The sequence below is a fragment of the Streptomyces sp. NBC_00019 genome, assembly GCF_045041015.1.
GTDB lineage: Bacteria > Actinomycetota > Actinomycetes > Streptomycetales > Streptomycetaceae > Streptomyces.
Genome location: NZ_CP108302.1, coordinates 7,542,022 through 7,560,015, shown reverse-complemented (window position 1 = coordinate 7,560,015; position 17,994 = coordinate 7,542,022). Strand labels below are relative to the sequence as shown.

General features: G+C 65.2%; 12 protein-coding genes and 2 rRNA genes. 3 read left to right on the top strand and 11 right to left on the bottom strand.

Annotated elements, in window-relative coordinates:
- Positions 1 to 39: 39 nt before the first annotated feature.
- The 5 genes from OHU89_RS35700 to thyX all read right to left on the bottom strand — a co-directional run bounded on the left by OHU89_RS35700 (position 40) and on the right by thyX (position 9,201).
- Positions 40 to 3,162 (bottom strand): 23S ribosomal RNA (locus OHU89_RS35700).
- A 310-nt stretch (positions 3,163 to 3,472) separates the two neighbouring features.
- Positions 3,473 to 4,998 (bottom strand): 16S ribosomal RNA (locus OHU89_RS35695).
- Together the 16S and 23S rRNA genes form the textbook arrangement of a ribosomal RNA operon.
- 507 nt (positions 4,999 to 5,505) lie before the next feature.
- The gene (locus tag OHU89_RS35690) at positions 5,506 to 7,191 is read right to left on the bottom strand and encodes a ribonuclease J (RefSeq protein ID WP_365413991.1); all 1,686 of its coding nucleotides are present in this window, start codon (positions 7,189 to 7,191) and stop codon (positions 5,506 to 5,508) included.
- Positions 7,192 to 7,349: 158 nt separating this feature from the next.
- Entirely contained in the window at positions 7,350 to 8,249 is a 900-nt protein-coding gene (gene dapA, locus OHU89_RS35685; RefSeq protein ID WP_405649097.1) for a 4-hydroxy-tetrahydrodipicolinate synthase, read from the bottom strand.
- A 211-nt stretch (positions 8,250 to 8,460) separates the two neighbouring features.
- A complete protein-coding gene (gene thyX, locus OHU89_RS35680; RefSeq protein ID WP_266887295.1) occupies positions 8,461 to 9,201 on the bottom strand; it encodes an FAD-dependent thymidylate synthase in 741 nt (246 codons plus the stop codon).
- A gap of 199 nt (positions 9,202 to 9,400) precedes the next feature.
- Here thyX and OHU89_RS35675 point away from each other — a divergent pair, with 199 nt between their 5' ends.
- Positions 9,401 to 9,640, top strand: a complete 240-nt coding sequence (locus OHU89_RS35675; protein ID WP_266887297.1) for a hypothetical protein — start codon at positions 9,401 to 9,403, stop codon at positions 9,638 to 9,640.
- Between the two features lie 91 nt (positions 9,641 to 9,731).
- A complete protein-coding gene (locus tag OHU89_RS35670) occupies positions 9,732 to 10,286 on the top strand; it encodes a hypothetical protein (protein ID WP_405649096.1) in 555 nt (184 codons plus the stop codon).
- Between the two features lie 69 nt (positions 10,287 to 10,355).
- Here OHU89_RS35670 and OHU89_RS35665 read toward each other — a convergent pair whose 3' ends face one another.
- The 5 genes from OHU89_RS35665 to rpsO all read right to left on the bottom strand — a co-directional run bounded on the left by OHU89_RS35665 (position 10,356) and on the right by rpsO (position 15,778).
- Positions 10,356 to 10,808, bottom strand: a complete 453-nt coding sequence (locus tag OHU89_RS35665; RefSeq protein WP_405649095.1) for a hypothetical protein — start codon at positions 10,806 to 10,808, stop codon at positions 10,356 to 10,358.
- Positions 10,808 to 11,560, bottom strand: coding sequence for a 4-hydroxy-tetrahydrodipicolinate reductase (dapB, locus tag OHU89_RS35660; protein WP_405649094.1), 753 nt, complete (start codon positions 11,558 to 11,560; stop codon positions 10,808 to 10,810). Before dapB ends, OHU89_RS35665 begins: the two co-directional genes overlap by 1 nt.
- A 48-nt stretch (positions 11,561 to 11,608) precedes the next feature.
- On the bottom strand, positions 11,609 to 12,988 hold the full coding sequence (locus OHU89_RS35655; RefSeq protein ID WP_405649092.1) for a M16 family metallopeptidase: 1,380 nt from the start codon (positions 12,986 to 12,988) through the stop codon (positions 11,609 to 11,611).
- Positions 12,985 to 15,201 carry a polyribonucleotide nucleotidyltransferase gene (locus tag OHU89_RS35650; RefSeq protein WP_405649090.1) on the bottom strand — a complete coding sequence of 739 codons (2,217 nt, stop codon included), beginning with the start codon at positions 15,199 to 15,201 and terminating at the stop codon, positions 12,985 to 12,987. The genes OHU89_RS35655 and OHU89_RS35650 overlap by 4 nt, the downstream gene beginning before the upstream one ends.
- Before the next feature lie 289 nt (positions 15,202 to 15,490).
- Positions 15,491 to 15,778, bottom strand: coding sequence for a 30S ribosomal protein S15 (gene rpsO, locus OHU89_RS35645; protein WP_046263478.1), 288 nt, complete (start codon positions 15,776 to 15,778; stop codon positions 15,491 to 15,493).
- A 272-nt stretch (positions 15,779 to 16,050) separates the two neighbouring features.
- On the opposite strand from rpsO, the gene OHU89_RS35640 reads away from it, so the two are divergent.
- A complete protein-coding gene (locus OHU89_RS35640; protein WP_405649089.1) occupies positions 16,051 to 16,332 on the top strand; it encodes a DUF397 domain-containing protein in 282 nt (93 codons plus the stop codon).
- Positions 16,333 to 16,375: 43 nt separating this feature from the next.
- Here OHU89_RS35640 and OHU89_RS35635 read toward each other — a convergent pair whose 3' ends face one another.
- On the bottom strand, positions 16,376 to 17,875 hold the full coding sequence (locus tag OHU89_RS35635) for a PQQ-binding-like beta-propeller repeat protein (protein ID WP_405649087.1): 1,500 nt from the start codon (positions 17,873 to 17,875) through the stop codon (positions 16,376 to 16,378).
- Positions 17,876 to 17,994: the final 119 nt, after the last annotated feature.

Genomic DNA, 17,994 nt, shown 5'->3' with positions numbered 1-17,994 from the left:
TTCGTGGTTTCAGAACCAACACAGTGGACGCGAGCAACTGAGGACAAGCCCTCGGCCTATTAGTACCGGTCACCTCCGCACGTTACCGTGCTTCCAGATCCGGCCTATCAACCCAGTCGTCTACTGGGAGCCTTAACCCCTCAAGGGGGTGGGAATACTCATCTCGAAGCAGGCTTCCCGCTTAGATGCTTTCAGCGGTTATCCCTCCCGAACGTAGCCAACCAGCCATGCCCTTGGCAGAACAACTGGCACACCAGAGGTTCGTCCGTCCCGGTCCTCTCGTACTAGGGACAGCCCTTCTCAATATTCCTGCGCGCGCAGCGGATAGGGACCGAACTGTCTCACGACGTTCTAAACCCAGCTCGCGTACCGCTTTAATGGGCGAACAGCCCAACCCTTGGGACCGACTCCAGCCCCAGGATGCGACGAGCCGACATCGAGGTGCCAAACCATCCCGTCGATATGGACTCTTGGGGAAGATCAGCCTGTTATCCCCGGGGTACCTTTTATCCGTTGAGCGACGGCGCTTCCACAAGCCACCGCCGGATCACTAGTCCCGACTTTCGTCCCTGCTCGACCCGTCGGTCTCACAGTCAAGCTCCCTTGTGCACTTACACTCAACACCTGATTGCCAACCAGGCTGAGGGAACCTTTGGGCGCCTCCGTTACTCTTTAGGAGGCAACCGCCCCAGTTAAACTACCCATCAGACACTGTCCCTGATCCGGATCACGGACCCAGGTTAGACATCCAGCACGACCAGACTGGTATTTCAACGACGACTCCCCCTGAACTGGCGTCCAGAGTTCACAGTCTCCCAGCTATCCTACACAAGCCGAACCGAACACCAATATCAAACTGTAGTAAAGGTCCCGGGGTCTTTCCGTCCTGCTGCGCGAAACGAGCATCTTTACTCGTAGTGCAATTTCACCGGGCCTATGGTTGAGACAGTCGAGAAGTCGTTACGCCATTCGTGCAGGTCGGAACTTACCCGACAAGGAATTTCGCTACCTTAGGATGGTTATAGTTACCACCGCCGTTTACTGGCGCTTAAGTTCTCAGCTTCGCCCGACCGAAGTCGGACTAACCGGTCCCCTTAACGTTCCAGCACCGGGCAGGCGTCAGTCCGTATACATCGCCTTACGGCTTCGCACGGACCTGTGTTTTTAGTAAACAGTCGCTTCTCGCTGGTCTCTGCGGCCACCCCCAGCTCACCGAGTAAATCGGATCACCAGTGATGGCCCCCCTTCTCCCGAAGTTACGGGGGCATTTTGCCGAGTTCCTTAACCATAGTTCACCCGAACGCCTCGGTATTCTCTACCTGACCACCTGAGTCGGTTTAGGGTACGGGCCGCCATGAAACTCGCTAGAGGCTTTTCTCGACAGCATAGGATCATCCACTTCACCACAATCGGCTCGGCATCAGGTCTCAGCCCTGGTGAGTGGCGGATTTGCCTACCACTCGGCCTACACCCTTACCCCGGGACAACCACCGCCCGGGCTGGACTACCTTCCTGCGTCACCCCATCACTCACCTACTACCACCTTGGTTCGGCGGCTCCACCACTTTCCTTTCCCCGAAGGGTCCGGAACGGCTTCACGGCCTTAGCATTAATGGGTTCGATGTTTGACGCTTCACAGCGGGTACCGGAATATCAACCGGTTATCCATCGACTACGCCTGTCGGCCTCGCCTTAGGTCCCGACTTACCCTGGGCAGATCAGCTTGACCCAGGAACCCTTAGTCAATCGGCGCACACGTTTCTCACGTGTGTATCGCTACTCATGCCTGCATTCTCACTCGTGAACCGTCCACCACTGCCTTCCGGCGCGGCTTCACCCGGCACACGACGCTCCCCTACCCATCCCAGCGGGCGTTGGCCCTCATGCTGGAATGACACGACTTCGGCGGTACGCTTGAGCCCCGCTACATTGTCGGCGCGGAATCACTAGACCAGTGAGCTATTACGCACTCTTTCAAGGGTGGCTGCTTCTAAGCCAACCTCCTGGTTGTCTCTGCGACTCCACATCCTTTCCCACTTAGCGTACGCTTAGGGGCCTTAGTCGATGCTCTGGGCTGTTTCCCTCTCGACCATGGAGCTTATCCCCCACAGTCTCACTGCCGTGCTCTCACTTACCGGCATTCGGAGTTTGGCTAAGGTCAGTAACCCGGTAGGGCCCATCGCCTATCCAGTGCTCTACCTCCGGCAAGAAACACACGACGCTGCACCTAAATGCATTTCGGGGAGAACCAGCTATCACGGAGTTTGATTGGCCTTTCACCCCTAACCACAGGTCATCCCCCAGGTTTTCAACCCTGGTGGGTTCGGTCCTCCACGAAGTCTTACCTCCGCTTCAACCTGCCCATGGCTAGATCACTCCGCTTCGGGTCTTGAGCGCGCTACTATACCGCCCTATTCGGACTCGCTTTCGCTACGGCTTCCCCACACGGGTTAACCTCGCAACACACCGCAAACTCGCAGGCTCATTCTTCAAAAGGCACGCAGTCACGACGCATTGAGTAAACTCAATGCGCGACGCTCCCACGGCTTGTAGGCACACGGTTTCAGGTACTATTTCACTCCGCTCCCGCGGTACTTTTCACCATTCCCTCACGGTACTATCCGCTATCGGTCACCAGGGAATATTTAGGCTTAGCGGGTGGTCCCGCCAGATTCACACGGGATTTCTCGGGCCCCGTGCTACTTGGGTGTCTCTCAAACGAGCCGTACAGATTTCAGCTACGGGGGTCTTACCCTCTACGCCGGACCTTTCGCATGTCCTTCGCCTATCCATACGGTTTCTGACTCGTCTCACAGCCGGCAGACTGTGAAAGAGAGATCCCACAACCCCGAATGCGCAACCCCTGCCGGGTCTCACACGCATACGGTTTGGCCTCATCCGGTTTCGCTCGCCACTACTCCCGGAATCACGGTTGTTTTCTCTTCCTGCGGGTACTGAGATGTTTCACTTCCCCGCGTTCCCTCCACATACCCTATGTGTTCAGGTATGGGTGACAGCCCATGACGACTGCCGGGTTTCCCCATTCGGAAACCCCCGGATCAAAGCCTGGTTGACGGCTCCCCGGGGACTATCGTGGCCTCCCACGTCCTTCATCGGTTCCTGGTGCCAAGGCATCCACCGTGCGCCCTTAAAAACTTGGCCACAGATGCTCGCGTCCACTGTGCAGTTCTCAAACAACGACCAGCCACCCATCACCCCGAACCATCCGGTTCGAGTGCACTGGGGCCGGCACTGAAGGCAGCCGATACGGCCATACCCTCAGACACCCAACAGCGTGCCCGGCACCCTCGCCACTCGTGATCAGCTTTCCACGCTCCGAAGAGCAGTACTTGCAGCCCGAGATGACTGAGAGTGCCGAATAATCAACGTTCCACCCATGAGCAACCAGCATCAGACATTCGCCGATGTACTGGCCTCTGACCGAGCGAACCCGGTAAGAAGTGCTCCTTAGAAAGGAGGTGATCCAGCCGCACCTTCCGGTACGGCTACCTTGTTACGACTTCGTCCCAATCGCCAGTCCCACCTTCGACAGCTCCCTCCCACAAGGGGTTGGGCCACCGGCTTCGGGTGTTACCGACTTTCGTGACGTGACGGGCGGTGTGTACAAGGCCCGGGAACGTATTCACCGCAGCAATGCTGATCTGCGATTACTAGCAACTCCGACTTCATGGGGTCGAGTTGCAGACCCCAATCCGAACTGAGACAGGCTTTTTGAGATTCGCTCCACCTCACGGTATCGCAGCTCATTGTACCTGCCATTGTAGCACGTGTGCAGCCCAAGACATAAGGGGCATGATGACTTGACGTCGTCCCCACCTTCCTCCGAGTTGACCCCGGCGGTCTCCTGTGAGTCCCCATCACCCCGAAGGGCATGCTGGCAACACAGGACAAGGGTTGCGCTCGTTGCGGGACTTAACCCAACATCTCACGACACGAGCTGACGACAGCCATGCACCACCTGTACACCGACCACAAGGGGGGCACCATCTCTGATGCTTTCCGGCGTATGTCAAGCCTTGGTAAGGTTCTTCGCGTTGCGTCGAATTAAGCCACATGCTCCGCTGCTTGTGCGGGCCCCCGTCAATTCCTTTGAGTTTTAGCCTTGCGGCCGTACTCCCCAGGCGGGGAACTTAATGCGTTAGCTGCGGCACCGACGACGTGGAATGTCGCCAACACCTAGTTCCCACCGTTTACGGCGTGGACTACCAGGGTATCTAATCCTGTTCGCTCCCCACGCTTTCGCTCCTCAGCGTCAGTAATGGCCCAGAGATCCGCCTTCGCCACCGGTGTTCCTCCTGATATCTGCGCATTTCACCGCTACACCAGGAATTCCGATCTCCCCTACCACACTCTAGCTAGCCCGTATCGAATGCAGACCCGGGGTTAAGCCCCGGGCTTTCACACCCGACGTGACAAGCCGCCTACGAGCTCTTTACGCCCAATAATTCCGGACAACGCTTGCGCCCTACGTATTACCGCGGCTGCTGGCACGTAGTTAGCCGGCGCTTCTTCTGCAGGTACCGTCACTTTCGCTTCTTCCCTGCTGAAAGAGGTTTACAACCCGAAGGCCGTCATCCCTCACGCGGCGTCGCTGCATCAGGCTTTCGCCCATTGTGCAATATTCCCCACTGCTGCCTCCCGTAGGAGTCTGGGCCGTGTCTCAGTCCCAGTGTGGCCGGTCGCCCTCTCAGGCCGGCTACCCGTCGTCGCCTTGGTGAGCCATTACCTCACCAACAAGCTGATAGGCCGCGGGCTCATCCTTCACCGCCGGAGCTTTCAACCACCACAGATGCCTGCGGTAGTGGTATCCGGTATTAGACCCCGTTTCCAGGGCTTGTCCCAGAGTGAAGGGCAGATTGCCCACGTGTTACTCACCCGTTCGCCACTAATCCCCACCGAAGTGGTTCATCGTTCGACTTGCATGTGTTAAGCACGCCGCCAGCGTTCGTCCTGAGCCAGGATCAAACTCTCCGTGAATGTTTACCCGTAATCGGGTGCACACATCACGAGAGCGGAACCACCGGCGGAATAAGCCGATGGTTCACAGCGTCCTCGCTGTGTATTTCTTCAAAGGAACCTCATCTACGACCATGACGGCCGGAGACGGGGTATCAACTAATCTGGCGTTGATTTTTGGCACGCTGTTGAGTTCTCAAGGAACGGACGCTTCCTTTGTACTCACCCTCTCGGGCTTTCCTCCGGGCTTTTCCCTTCGGTCTTGCGTTTCCGACTCTATCAGACCGTTTCCGGTTCCGATTTCCTCGGTGCTTTCCAGGTTTCCGCTTTCGCGTTTCCCTTTCCGGCGGTTCCGACTTTATCAGAGATTCTGAGTCGGAATTCCCACCCGCTTCGGGGACTGGTTCCGGCGCACGAAGCGACCGGGTTCCCGTTCAGGCGGAGCCGTAAACGTACTGGAGCGGGGCGCCTCGATGCAAATCGAGGCGCCCCGCTCCAGGTTCACGCGTACGGATGTCCGACAGACCGTCAGACCTCCACCACCACCGGGAGGATCATCGGCCTGCGGCGATAGGTGTCGGAGACCCACTTGCCGAGGGTCCGCCGCACCAGCTGCTGCATCTGGTGGGGTTCGACCACACCGTCCTGGGCCGAGCGCTCGAGGACCTCCGTGATCCTCGGGATCACGTCGGCGAACGCCGAGTCCTCAATACCCGAGCCACGGGCCTGGACGTGCGGTCCGCCCGTGATCTTGCCGGTCGACGAGTCGAGGACCACGAAGACCGAGATGATGCCCTCGTCGCCGAGGATCCTGCGGTCCTTGAGGGCCGGTTCGCCCACGTCACCGACCGAGAGGCCGTCGACGTACACGTAACCCGCCTGGACCTTGCCGGAGATCTTGGCCTTGCCCTCGATGAGGTCGACGACGACACCGTCCTCCGCGATGACGATCCGGTCGTGCGGGACGCCGGTGAGGGCGCCGAGCTCGGCGTTGGCGCGCAGGTGCCGCCATTCGCCGTGGACCGGCATCAGGTTCTTCGGGCGGCAGATGTTGTAGAAGTACAGCAGCTCGCCGGCCGAGGCATGGCCCGAGACATGGACCTTGGCGTTCCCCTTGTGGACGACGTTGGCGCCCCAGCGGGTCAGGCCGTTGATCACGCGGTAGACCGCGTTCTCGTTGCCGGGGATCAGGGACGACGCCAGGATCACGGTGTCGCCGTTGACGATCCGGATCTGGTGGTCGCGGTTGGCCATCCGGGAGAGGGCCGCCATCGGTTCGCCCTGGGAGCCCGTGCAGACCAGGACCACCTCGCGGTCGGGGAGGTCGTCGAGCGTCTTGACGTCGACCACCAGGCCCGGGGGGACCTTCAGATAGCCCAGGTCCCTCGCGATGCCCATGTTGCGGACCATCGAGCGGCCGACGAAGGCGACCCTGCGGCCGTACTCGTTGGCCGCGTCCAGGATCTGCTGGATGCGGTGGATGTGGCTGGCGAAGCTCGCCACGATGATCCGCTTGCGGGCGTTCCCGAAGACCTGGTGCAGGACGTTGGAGATGTCCCGCTCCGGCGGGACGAACCCCGGCACCTCGGCGTTCGTCGAGTCGGAGAGGAGGAGGTCGATCCCTTCCTCGCTCAGGCGTGCGAACGCGTGCAGGTCCGTCAGACGGTTGTCCAGCGGGAGCTGGTCCATCTTGAAGTCGCCGGTGTGGACCACCATGCCCGCAGGGGTGCGGATGGCCACGGCCAGGGCGTCCGGGATGGAGTGGTTGACCGCGACGAACTCGCAGTCGAAGGGGCCGATGCGCTCGCGGTTCCCCTCCACCACCTCAAGGGTGTACGGGCGGATGCGGTGCTCCTGGAGCTTCGCCTCGATCAGAGCGAGGGTCAGCTTGGAGCCGATCAGCGGGATGTCCGGCTTCTCGCGGAGCAGGAAGGGGACGGCACCGATGTGGTCCTCGTGGCCGTGCGTGAGCACGATGCCCTCGATGTCGTCGAGGCGGTCCCTGATGGACGTGAAGTCCGGCAGGATCAGGTCGATCCCGGGCTGCTCCTCCTCGGGGAAGAGGACGCCGCAGTCGACGATCAGAAGGCGGCCGCCGTACTCGAAGACCGTCATGTTTCGGCCGATCTCGCCGAGACCGCCGAGCGGGGTGACCCGCAGGCCGCCTTCGGGGAGCGGCGGGGGCGAACCGAGTTCAGGATGCGGATGACTCAAAAGACTCTCCTCACCACACGCGCCACGTACCGGTAGGGCACGTGGCGCGCATGACGTTCGTGCTAGTAGCAGTTGTCGTTGTGGGTGCAGGCACCACCGGTGGCCTGCTTATTCAGTTGTGGAGTCTGCTGCGCGCCCGGGGCGCGCGAAGTCTGTTGTCAGAGCTGTACCCCGCCGGCGGCAAGATCGATCTTGAGCTGCTCGATCTCTTCGGCCGTGAGCTCCACCATGGGAGCGCGCAGCGGTCCGGCGGGCAGGCCCTGGAGGGCTAGCGCGGCCTTCGTGGTCATGACGCCCTGGGTGCGGAACATGCCCGTGTAGACCGGGAGCAGCTTCTGGTGGATCTCGGTCGCCTTCTGGACGTCACCGGAGGTGTACGCCTCCACCAGCGCGCGGAGCTCGGGCGTGACCAGATGGCCGACGACCGAGACGAAGCCGACCGCGCCCACGGAGAGCAGCGGCAGGTTCAGCATGTCGTCGCCGGAGTACCAGGCGAGGCCGGAGCGGGCGATGGCCCAGCTGGCGCGACCCAGGTCGCCCTTGGCGTCCTTGTTGGCGACGATGCGCGGGTGCTCGGCCAGGCGGACGAGCGTCTCGGTGTTGATCGGGACGCCGCTGCGGCCGGGAATGTCGTAAAGCATGACCGGCAGCTCGGTGGCGTCGGCGAGGGCCTTGAAGTGCCGGTACAGGCCCTCCTGCGGGGGCTTGTTGTAGTACGGCGTGACGACCAGCAGGCCGTGGGCACCGGTCCTCTCGGCCGTACGGGCGAGTTCGAGGCTGTGGTGGGTGTCGTTGGTGCCGACGCCGGCGACGACGTGGGCGCGGTCGCCGACCGCTTCCAGCACGGCTCGTACGAGGTCCGTTTTCTCCGCGTCGCTGGTGGTGGGGGACTCACCAGTGGTGCCGTTGATGATCAGGCCGTCGTTGCCTGCGTCCACCAGGTGGGTTGCGAGCCGCTGCGCGCCGTCGAGGTCGAGCGCGCCGTCCGCCGTGAAGGGCGTGACCATGGCGGTGAGGACCCGCCCGAAGGGGGTCTGCGGAGTGGAGGTCGGAGCCATGGGTAACACGCTACTCGCTGCTCAAGGCGTGGTCTGCCCTCGGGGGGCTCGAAAAGTCATGACAAAGATGGAGCCCGGCACTGCCTGCTCGGGGGTTCAAGCAGTGCCGGGTCCGTTTGATCAGGCTAGATGAACTTCTCTAAATGCCGCAATACGGACACTTCGCACGGCTGACCCGTACATCTGTGCCCGGAGGGAGAACGCGGGTGCGTTACGGCGCCACACGGCCGTTCGCATTGAAGGCCGCGTAGGTGAGCGGCATGAGCTTGGCCCACTCCGCCTCCATCTTCTCGCCGACCATCTCGATCTCCCGCTGCGGGAACGACGGGACCTTCGCCAGTTCGTGCTGGGTGCGCAGGCCGAGGAAGTGCATCAGGGAGCGCGCGTTGCACGTGGCGTACATCGAGGAGAACAGGCCGACGGGGAGGACGGCGCGGGCGACCTCGCGGGCGACGCCGGCGGCGAGCATCTCCTGGTAGGCCTCGTACGCCTGTCGGTAGGAGTCCTCCATCGTGCGCGTGACCAGCTGCTGCTGTTCCTCGGTGCCCTCGACGAAGACGTACTTGCCGGGGCGGCCCTCCTGGACGAGCTTGCGGTCCGCGCCGGGGACGTAGAAGACCGGTTCGAGCTCCCTGTAGCGGCCGGACTCCTCGTTGTACGACCAGCCCACGCGGTGCCGCATGAACTCGCGGAAGACGAGGATCGGGGCGCTGATGAAGAAGGTCATCGAGTTGTGCTCGAAGGGGCTGCCGTGCCGGTCTCTCATCAGGTAGTTGATGAGGCCCTTGGAGCGCTCGGGGTCCTTCTGCAGCTCCTCCAGGGACTGTTCGCCGGCGGTGGAGACGCGGGCGGCCCACAGGACGTCTGAGTCGGCCGCGGTGTGCTTGACCAGCTCGACGGTGACGTCGCTGCGGAAGCTGGGCTTGAGGTCGTCGGCGGGGGTGTCGGTCACGGCTCGGAGGGTCCTTCCATCACTTCTCTCGGGCGGCGCCCACTCTACGGCCCGGCACTGACATCGGGGCGTTCGGTGCCGGGACGCGACATCTTCGGTGAAGTTCTGTGAATTCGGGGCATCAGGGCACCTTTTGTGGCACTCGTGCGTCTGTATCAACAACAGTCACTTATTCGAGCTTGAGAGGAGCGTCTCCCCGATGTTCCGTCGGCGTGAGCCCGTCCCGTTCGCCTTCGTCGCCGAGGCCGACAGGTTCCGCAGCAATGTCACTCCCCCACCCCGTCAGAAGTCCTCCGCGGGGCAGATAGCCGGGAGCTGGCTCCTCGGCGTCACCATCGTCGCCGCGCTGGTGGGGTCCCTGATTCTCGGGATGCCGGCGCTGACGCTCGATCACTCCCGCACATCGACGCAGGAGTCACAGGCGTCCCAGGGACACTGACTCATCCGGACCCCCAAGGGTGGATCCAGGAGACACCGGCGGATAGCCTCACCGGGCACAGCCCACCGCATGGATTGAGTGAGGACCAGTCGTGCCCCTGCCCTTCCTGACGGCCGACCGCGTATTCGAGACAGCCGACGACGTCGCGCTGCCCTTCGACGACCGCGAGCACTGGCGGCGTCCCTACCGGCCCGGCCCCTATCGGGTGGGTGCGGCGGCGCTGCTGTTGCTGCTCGCCTCGTACGTGCTGTTCGCGGCGGTCATCATCGCCCTCACCGGCTCCGCGTCCGAGGGCGGTGTGGTCTTCGGAATCGCGCTGGCCGTCATCGCCGTCGCGCTGCGGCTGCTGCGCATGGGGGTGTGGGTGAGCGCCCGCGGAGTGCGTCAGGTGGGGTTCTTCCTCACGCGTACGACGCGCTGGGACAAGGTCGTCGCCGTACGGACGGTGCAGCAGCCGGTGCGCTGGCTGGGGCTGCCGCGGACGGTGCAGGGACAGGCGCTGACCGTCGTACGCCATGACCGGGCGGCCGGGGACACGGTGCCGGTGCTGACCACGCACAACGCGGACTTCCTGGCACGCCCCGAGGCGTTCGACCGGGCTGCCGACTCGGTGGAGGCGTGGGGCGCGGAGTACCAGCGGGGCTGAGTCACCCGCAGAGACGTCGAAGGGGCCGGTCCGCAGCTGCTGCGGGCCGACCCCTTCCGTGTACGTCGGTCAGGCCTGGACCGGCCTTCCCTCGTGCAGGGCGATCGCGCGCTGCATTGCCTTGCGGGCGCGTGGGGTGTCGCGGGCGTCGTGGTAGGCGACGGCGAGGCGGAACCAGCTGCGCCAGTCGTTGGGCGACGCCTCCGTCTCTGCCTTGCGCTTGGCGAAGACCTCGTCGGCCGAGTCGCGGTCGATCCGGCCGCTGGGGGTGCGCTGCAACTCGTCGAGGGGCAGGCCGCCCTCGGCGTCGAGTTCGGCGGCGAGCTGGTTGGCCTTACGGACGAACTCGGTGTTCTTCCACAGGAACCACACGCCGATGACCGGCAGGATCAGCACCGCCACACCGAAGGTGACGGTGAGGAGCGTGCCGGTCTGGATGAGCATGACGCCGCGGCTGCCGACCAGGACGAAGTAGAAGACCAGGACGGCGGCCGTTATGGCGTAGGACAGCTTGGCGCGCATCAGCTCAGGTCCAGGAAGTGTTCCAGGCCGAAGGTGACGCCAGGGGTGGTGACCACGCGGCGGGCGCCCAGCAGGATGCCCGGCATGAAACTGCTGTGGTGGAGCGAGTCGTGGCGGATGGTCAACGTCTCGCCCTCGCCGCCCAGCAGGACCTCCTGGTGGGCCAGCAGACCGCGCAGACGCACGGAGTGGACGGGAACCCCGTCGACGTCCGCGCCGCGCGCGCCGTCCAGGCCCGTCTCCGTGGCGTCCGGCGCCGGCGCCGTGCCCGCCGCGGCGCGGGCCGAGGCGATGAGCTGAGCCGTGCGCGTGGCCGTACCGCTCGGGGCGTCGACCTTCTTCGGGTGGTGGAGTTCGACGACCTCCACCGACTCGAACCAGGGCGCGGCGATCTGCGCGAACTTCATGTTGAGGACGGCCCCGATGGAGAAGTTGGGCGCGATGAGGACGCCCGTCTCCGGGGAGGCGGCCAGCCAGCCGTTCAGCTGCGCGAGGCGCTCGTCGGTCCAGCCCGTCGTACCGACGACGGCGTGGATACCGTGGCCGACGCAGTACTCGAGGTTGGCCATCACCGAGTCGGGCGTGGTCAGTTCGACGGCGACCTGGGCGCCGGTCTCGGCCAGCGTCTCCAGCTTGTCGCCCCGGCTCAGGGCGGCGACCAGCTCCATGTCCTCGGCGGCCTCCACGGCCCGCACCGCCTCGGAGCCGATCCGGCCCTTGGCACCGAGGACCGCCACGCGCAGCTTGCTCATCTTCTTGCTTCCTTAACCGGGTTCCGGAGTCTCGGAGTTCGGACTGGGTTAGGCCACGGCCTCGTGCAGACGTGACGCCTGCTTGTCCTTGAGCGGGCCGATGACCGACAGCGAGGGCCGCTGTCCCAGGATGTCGCGGGCGACCGCGCGGACGTCGTCCGGGGTGACCGACGCTATCCGGGCCAGCATGTCGTCGACGGACATCTGCTCGCCCCAGCACAGCTCACTCTTGCCGATGCGGTTCATGAGCGCGCCGGTGTCCTCCAGGCCGAGGACGGTGGAGCCGCGGAGCTGGCCGATGGCGCGGGCGATCTCGTCGTCGGTCAGGCCGTGCTCGGCGACGTGGTCGAGTTCGTCGCGGCAGATCTTGAGCACGTCATGGACCTGCGAGGGCCGACAGCCCGCGTACACGCCGAACAGGCCGCAGTCGGCGAAGCCCGAGGTGTACGAGTACACGCTGTAGGCCAGGCCGCGCTTCTCGCGGACCTCCTGGAAGAGCCGGGAGGACATGCCGCCGCCCAGCGCGGTGTTCAGCACACCCAGCGACCAGCGACGCTCGTCCGTACGGGCCAGGCCCGGCATGCCGAGGACGACGTGCGCCTGCTCGGTCTTGCGGCCGAGCAGCTCGACGCGGCCCGCGGTGCGCAGGGCGCGCTTGCCCTCGCGCGGGGCGATGGGCGTGGCGTCGGTGTTCTTGAGGGCGCCCGCCTTCTCGAAGGCCGCGCGGACCTGTCGTACGACCTTGTTGTGGTCGATGTTGCCCGCGGCCGCCACGACCAGGTGTGTCGGGTCGTAGTGCTTCTTGTAGAAGCGGCGGATGCGGTCGGCGGTGAGGGCGTTGACGGTGTCGACCGTGCCGAGGACCGGGCGGCCGAGGGGGTTGTCTCCGAACATGGTGTGCGCGAACAGGTCGTGCACGCAGTCGCCCGGGTCGTCCTCGGTCATGGCGATCTCTTCGAGGATCGCGCCCCGCTCGACGTTGACGTCCTCCTCGAGGATCAGCGAGCCCGTGAGCATGTCGCAGACGACGTCGATGGCGAGCGGCAGGTCGGTGTCGAGCACGCGCGCGTAGTAGCACGTGTACTCCTTCGCCGTGAACGCGTTCATCTCGCCGCCGACCGCGTCGATCGCCGAGGAGATGTCCAGCGCCGACCTGCGCGTGGTGCCCTTGAAGAGCAGGTGCTCCAGGTAGTGCGTGGCGCCGTTCAGGGCCGGGGTCTCGTCGCGGGAGCCGACGTGGGCCCAGATGCCGAAGGTGGCGGAGCGGACCGAGGGCAGCGTCTCGGTGACGATGCGCAGGCCGCCCGGGAGGGTGGTCTTACGGACCGTGCCGATGCCGTTCGCGCCCTTGACGAGGGTTTGGGTACGGGCGACGGCCCGCGCCTCCGAAGAGGTGCGGGCCGTCGCCGGTGAGCTACTCGACGTCACTTGTCGGTGTCGTCCTTCTTCTCATCGTTCTCTTCGCCCTCGATGACCGGGATCAGGGAGAGCTTGCCGCGGGAGTCGATCTCGGCGATCTCGACCTGGACCTTGGAGCCCACGGCCACGACGTCCTCGACGTTCTCCACGCGCTTGCCGCCGGCGAGCTTGCGGATCTGCGAGATGTGCAGCAGACCGTCCTTGCCCGGGAGCAGCGACACGAACGCACCGAAGGTGGTGGTCTTGACGACCGTACCCAGGTAGCGCTCGCCGACCTCCGGCATGGTCGGGTTGGCGATCGAGTTGATCGTGGCGCGCGCGGCCTCGGCCTGCGAGCCCTGCTGGGCACCGATGTAGATGGTGCCGTCGTCCTCGATCGTGATGTCGGCGCCGGTGTCCTCCTGGATCTGGTTGATCATCTTGCCCTTCGGGCCGATGACCTCACCGATCTTGTCCACGGGGATCTTGACGGTGATGATCCGCGGGGCGTTGGGGGACATCTCGTCCGGCGTGTCGATCGCTTCCATCATCACGTCGAGGATGTGGAGGCGGGCGTCACGGGCCTGCTTGAGGGCCGCGGCCAGGACGGAGGCCGGGATGCCGTCCAGCTTGGTGTCCAGCTGGAGGGCGGTCACGAACTCCTTGGTGCCGGCGACCTTGAAGTCCATGTCGCCGAAGGCGTCCTCCGCACCGAGGATGTCGGTGAGGGTGACGTAGTGCGTCTCGCCCTCGATCTCCTGGGAGATCAGACCCATGGCGATACCGGCGACCGGGGCCTTGAGGGGCACACCGGCGTTCAGCAGCGACATGGTGGAGGCGCAGACCGAGCCCATGGACGTCGAGCCGTTGGAGCTCAGCGCCTCGGAGACCTGGCGGATCGCGTAGGGGAACTCCTCGCGCGTCGGCAGGACCGGGACCAGGGCGCGCTCGGCGAGGGCGCCGTGGCCGATCTCGCGGCGCTTCGGGGAGCCGACGCGGCCGGTCTCGCCGGTGGAGTACGGCGGGAAGTTGTAGTTGTGCATGTAGCGCTTGCGGGTCACCGGGGAGAGGGTGTCCAGCTGCTGCTCCATACGGAGCATGTTGAGGGTGGTGACGCCCAGGATCTGGGTCTCGCCACGCTCGAACACCGCGGAGCCGTGCACGCGCGGGATGGCCTCGACCTCGGCGGCGAGCGTACGGATGTCCGTCACGCCACGGCCGTCGATGCGCTTCTTCTCCTTGATCACGCGCTCGCGGACGAGCTGCTTGGTCAGGGAGCGGTACGCGGCGGAGATCTCCTTCTCGCGGCCCTCGAACTCCGGCAGGAGCTTCTCGGCGGCGAGCGCCTTGACCCGGTCCAGCTCGGACTCGCGCTCCTGCTTGCCCGCGATCGTCAGCGCGGAGGCGAGCTCCGGGCGGACGGCGGCGGACAGCGCCTCCAGGACGTCGTCCTGGTAGTCGAGGAAGACCGGGAACTCGCCGGTGGGCTTGGCGGCCTTCGCGGCGAGGTCGGCCTGGGCCTTGCAGAGCACCTTGATGAAGGGCTTCGCGGCGTCCAGACCGGCGGCGACGACCTCCTCGGTCGGCGCCTCGGCGCCGCCCTGGACCAGCTGGATGGTCTTCTCGGTGGCCTCGGCCTCGACCATCATGATCGCGACGTCGCCGTCCTCCAGGGCGCGGCCCGCCACGACCATGTCGAAGACGGCGTCCTCGAGCTCGGTGTGCGTCGGGAAGGCGACCCACTGGCCGTTGATCAGCGCGACGCGGACGCCGCCGATCGGGCCGGAGAAGGGCAGACCGGCCAGCTGCGTGGACGCGGAGGCGGCGTTGATCGCCACGACGTCGTACAGGTGGTCGGGGTTGAGCGCCATGATCGTGGCGACGACCTGGATCTCGTTGCGCAGGCCCTTCTTGAAGGACGGGCGCAGCGGGCGGTCGATCAGACGACAGGTGAGGATGGCGTCCTCGGAGGGACGGCCCTCACGGCGGAAGAAGCTGCCGGGGATCTTGCCGGCGGCGTACATCCGCTCCTCGACGTCCACCGTGAGGGGGAAGAAGTCGAGCTGGTCCTTGGGGTTCTTGGAGGCGGTGGTGGCCGACAGCACCATGGTGTCGTCGTCCAGGTACGCCACGGCGGAGCCGGCGGCCTGCTTGGCCAGGCGGCCCGTCTCGAAGCGGATGGTGCGGGTGCCGAAGGAGCCGTTGTCGATGACGGCCTCGGCGTAGTGGGTCTCGTTCTCCACTAGCGTTTCTCCATTACTTTTCGTCTTTTGTCCCGACCCGCCCGTGTGGCGGGGGGACATGGGTGGAGAAGCGCTCCGTCTGTTGCGGGCCGGTCTTCGATCGAAGCACCCGGGTTCGCATTGCCCGGGAGCCACTACCGAGGACCGGCGGCGGCGAGGTGCACTTCTCCTCGTGGTACTGCGTTGTGCTACCACACTACAAAGTAGGTGTGACACTCCGCACGTTTCCGCACGTACGGCAAAGGGAGCGGCCCCCGACTCGTTTCGGGAACCGCTCCCTCATGACGTCTTACTTGGCGCCCGCCGCACCGCGGCGGATGCCGAGGCGGTCGACCAGCGCGCGGAAGCGCTGGATGTCCTTCTTCGCCAGGTACTGGAGAAGGCGGCGGCGCTGACCGACCAGGATCAGCAGACCACGGCGGGAGTGGTGGTCGTGCTTGTGGGTCTTGAGGTGCTCGGTCAGGTCCGAGATCCGGCGCGAGAGCATGGCGACCTGGACCTCGGGGGAGCCGGTGTCGCCTTCCTTCTGACCGAACTCGGCGATGAGCTGCTTCTTCACTGCGGCATCGAGCGGCACTCGAAACTCCTCGTAGTCTGAAAATGGCCACCGAGTGCCCCCGGTCTATGTCTCGGGGGAGCTTCCGTTACTCGGAAGGCGGGGATCCGCTGGGCGCGGCCTCCAGAGCCAAGGGCTCCGGGGGTGCGTACACGAACGGCCGTCACTCAGGGTACCAGGCAAAGGTGGGGGCCTTCGCCCCGGTTCCGGAAGCACCCAGATGGGACGCAGGGGGCCACTAGGGTGAGCGCTCGGATCGTGGTCGTACGACGTCGGGAAGGGGTCGCCGGGACATGGCGGAGACGGCAGAGCAGATCAGGGCGCGCAAGGAGCGGGAGCGGGACGAGCTCTACGCCCTCGACATCTCGGGCGTCGAGTGGCACAGCGCGCCGGGCACCGAGGAGCACGAGGAGCGGGTCGAGATCGCGTACCTGCCCGAGGGTGCCGTGGCCATGCGGTCCTCGCTGGAACCGGACACCGTGCTGCGGTACACGGAGGCGGAGTGGCGGGCGTTCGTGCTGGGTGCGCGGGACGGGGAGTTCGACATCGAGCCGGCGCCGCAAGAGGCGGAGTGACGGTGAGGGGCGGCACGCACGCGTGCCGCCCCTCTTCGCTCCCTCAGTGCTTCAGTCCGGCGCCCCCGACGGCGAGGGCCATCAGCACCGGGTCGGTCGGGTACTTGTCGTCGGCGACCAGTTCCCGCTTCCCGAAGAAGACCCGGCCCTGTTCGTAGAGGATGTCCGACTGCTCCGGGTCGCTGAGCTCGCCGTCGTCGTCCTCCGGAAGCGTGAAGAGGAGGAGCGGGGTCTCCTTGTCCGTCCTCGGGTTCCAGCGCACCACGGCGGCCGGGGCCACGGAGCCCGCACCGCACCGGTAGATCAGGAGGTCGTCGCCGCTCATCCGCAGCGGATAGACCTTCTGCAGCTCGCGCCCGTCGAACTTGCCGGCCGTCTTGCCCGTCACCAGGTCGAACGCCACGATCCAGTCCGACGGCTGGTTGGTGGCGATGTTCTCCTTGCTGGTGACGAAGGCCTGGTCGCGCCCGACGACCAGGCCGTCGCAGGCCTCGTACTCGCCGAAGAACGACAGTCCGAAGTACCGCTCGCCGCACTTCGCCTCGTAGCCGTTCAGGGCGATGGTCGTACGGCGCTTGCCCGCACTGTCGAGCGAGATCAGGTCGGTCACCTCGCTGTCCCCCGCCGCGACGGCAAGCACCGGCGGATCGGACGACGGCAGGTAGACGGTCTGGACCCCGCTGGCGACGCGGTACGTCCACCGCACCTTGCCCGTGCGCGGGTCCAGCTTCTGCACCTGGAAGGTGACGTCGGGCAGTGATCCGCAGCTGAGCAGGGACAGCAGGGCGCGGCCGCCGGCGAAGGCCTTGTCCTGGCACTTGGAGCCGAGGCTGCTGTTCCACAGCTGCTTGCCGGACTTCATGTCGTACGCCACGGAACCCTGCCCCCAGGCCACGGCGACGACGCCCTTCGTGAGCGTGAGGTTGGTGTTGGTGACGTAGGCGGAGTTCGCCGCGGGCATCTTCTTCTGCCACAGCTTCTTGCCGGTGTCGAGGTCGAAGAACACCACCTGGTCGCAGACGCCCTCCTTCTCCGAGCCCTTGGGCTGCGGAGGCTGGATGACGACGGCGGTACGGCCGTCCGCGGTGACATGTCTGCTGGTGGCGCAGATATGGCCGGCCAGCTTGAGGCTCCAGGCCTTCTCGTCGGCGTCGAGGGCGATGTTGTAGCCCTCGAGACGGTCGGCGACGCCCTTGACCATGACCTTGTCGGTGGCCCAGGTGCCGGGCGCGTAGCGGGGGGCGGCGTCGTTGGTCTTGGAGAGTTTCTCCTCGTCGTGCTCGATCATCAGCCGGCCCTCGGGCGAGGCGGGGACCGTCTCGGTCGTCTCCCTGATGTCGTCCGGGCTCTGCGCGACGGCCTGCTCGGCGCCGGCGGGGGCGTCACCGTCCCCGGACGCGAGGAGCCAGCCGCCTCCGCCCAGCGCGACCGCCGCGACGATCGCCACGGCGCACAGCAGCGTCGTACGGCGGCGGCGCCTGCGGGCGGTGTCGGCCGAGAGTGCGGATTGGGTGTAGATCGAGGGAGGCGGGCCGAAGCTCACGCGAAAGAGCCCCTTCTGTTTCTGGCGGGATGGTGACCGGATCGATGACCGTTTCGATGATCGGATCGGCCCTACTATGCCCGTCGGCCGGTTTCGGACGGAGATCGGGGTGGACCGCC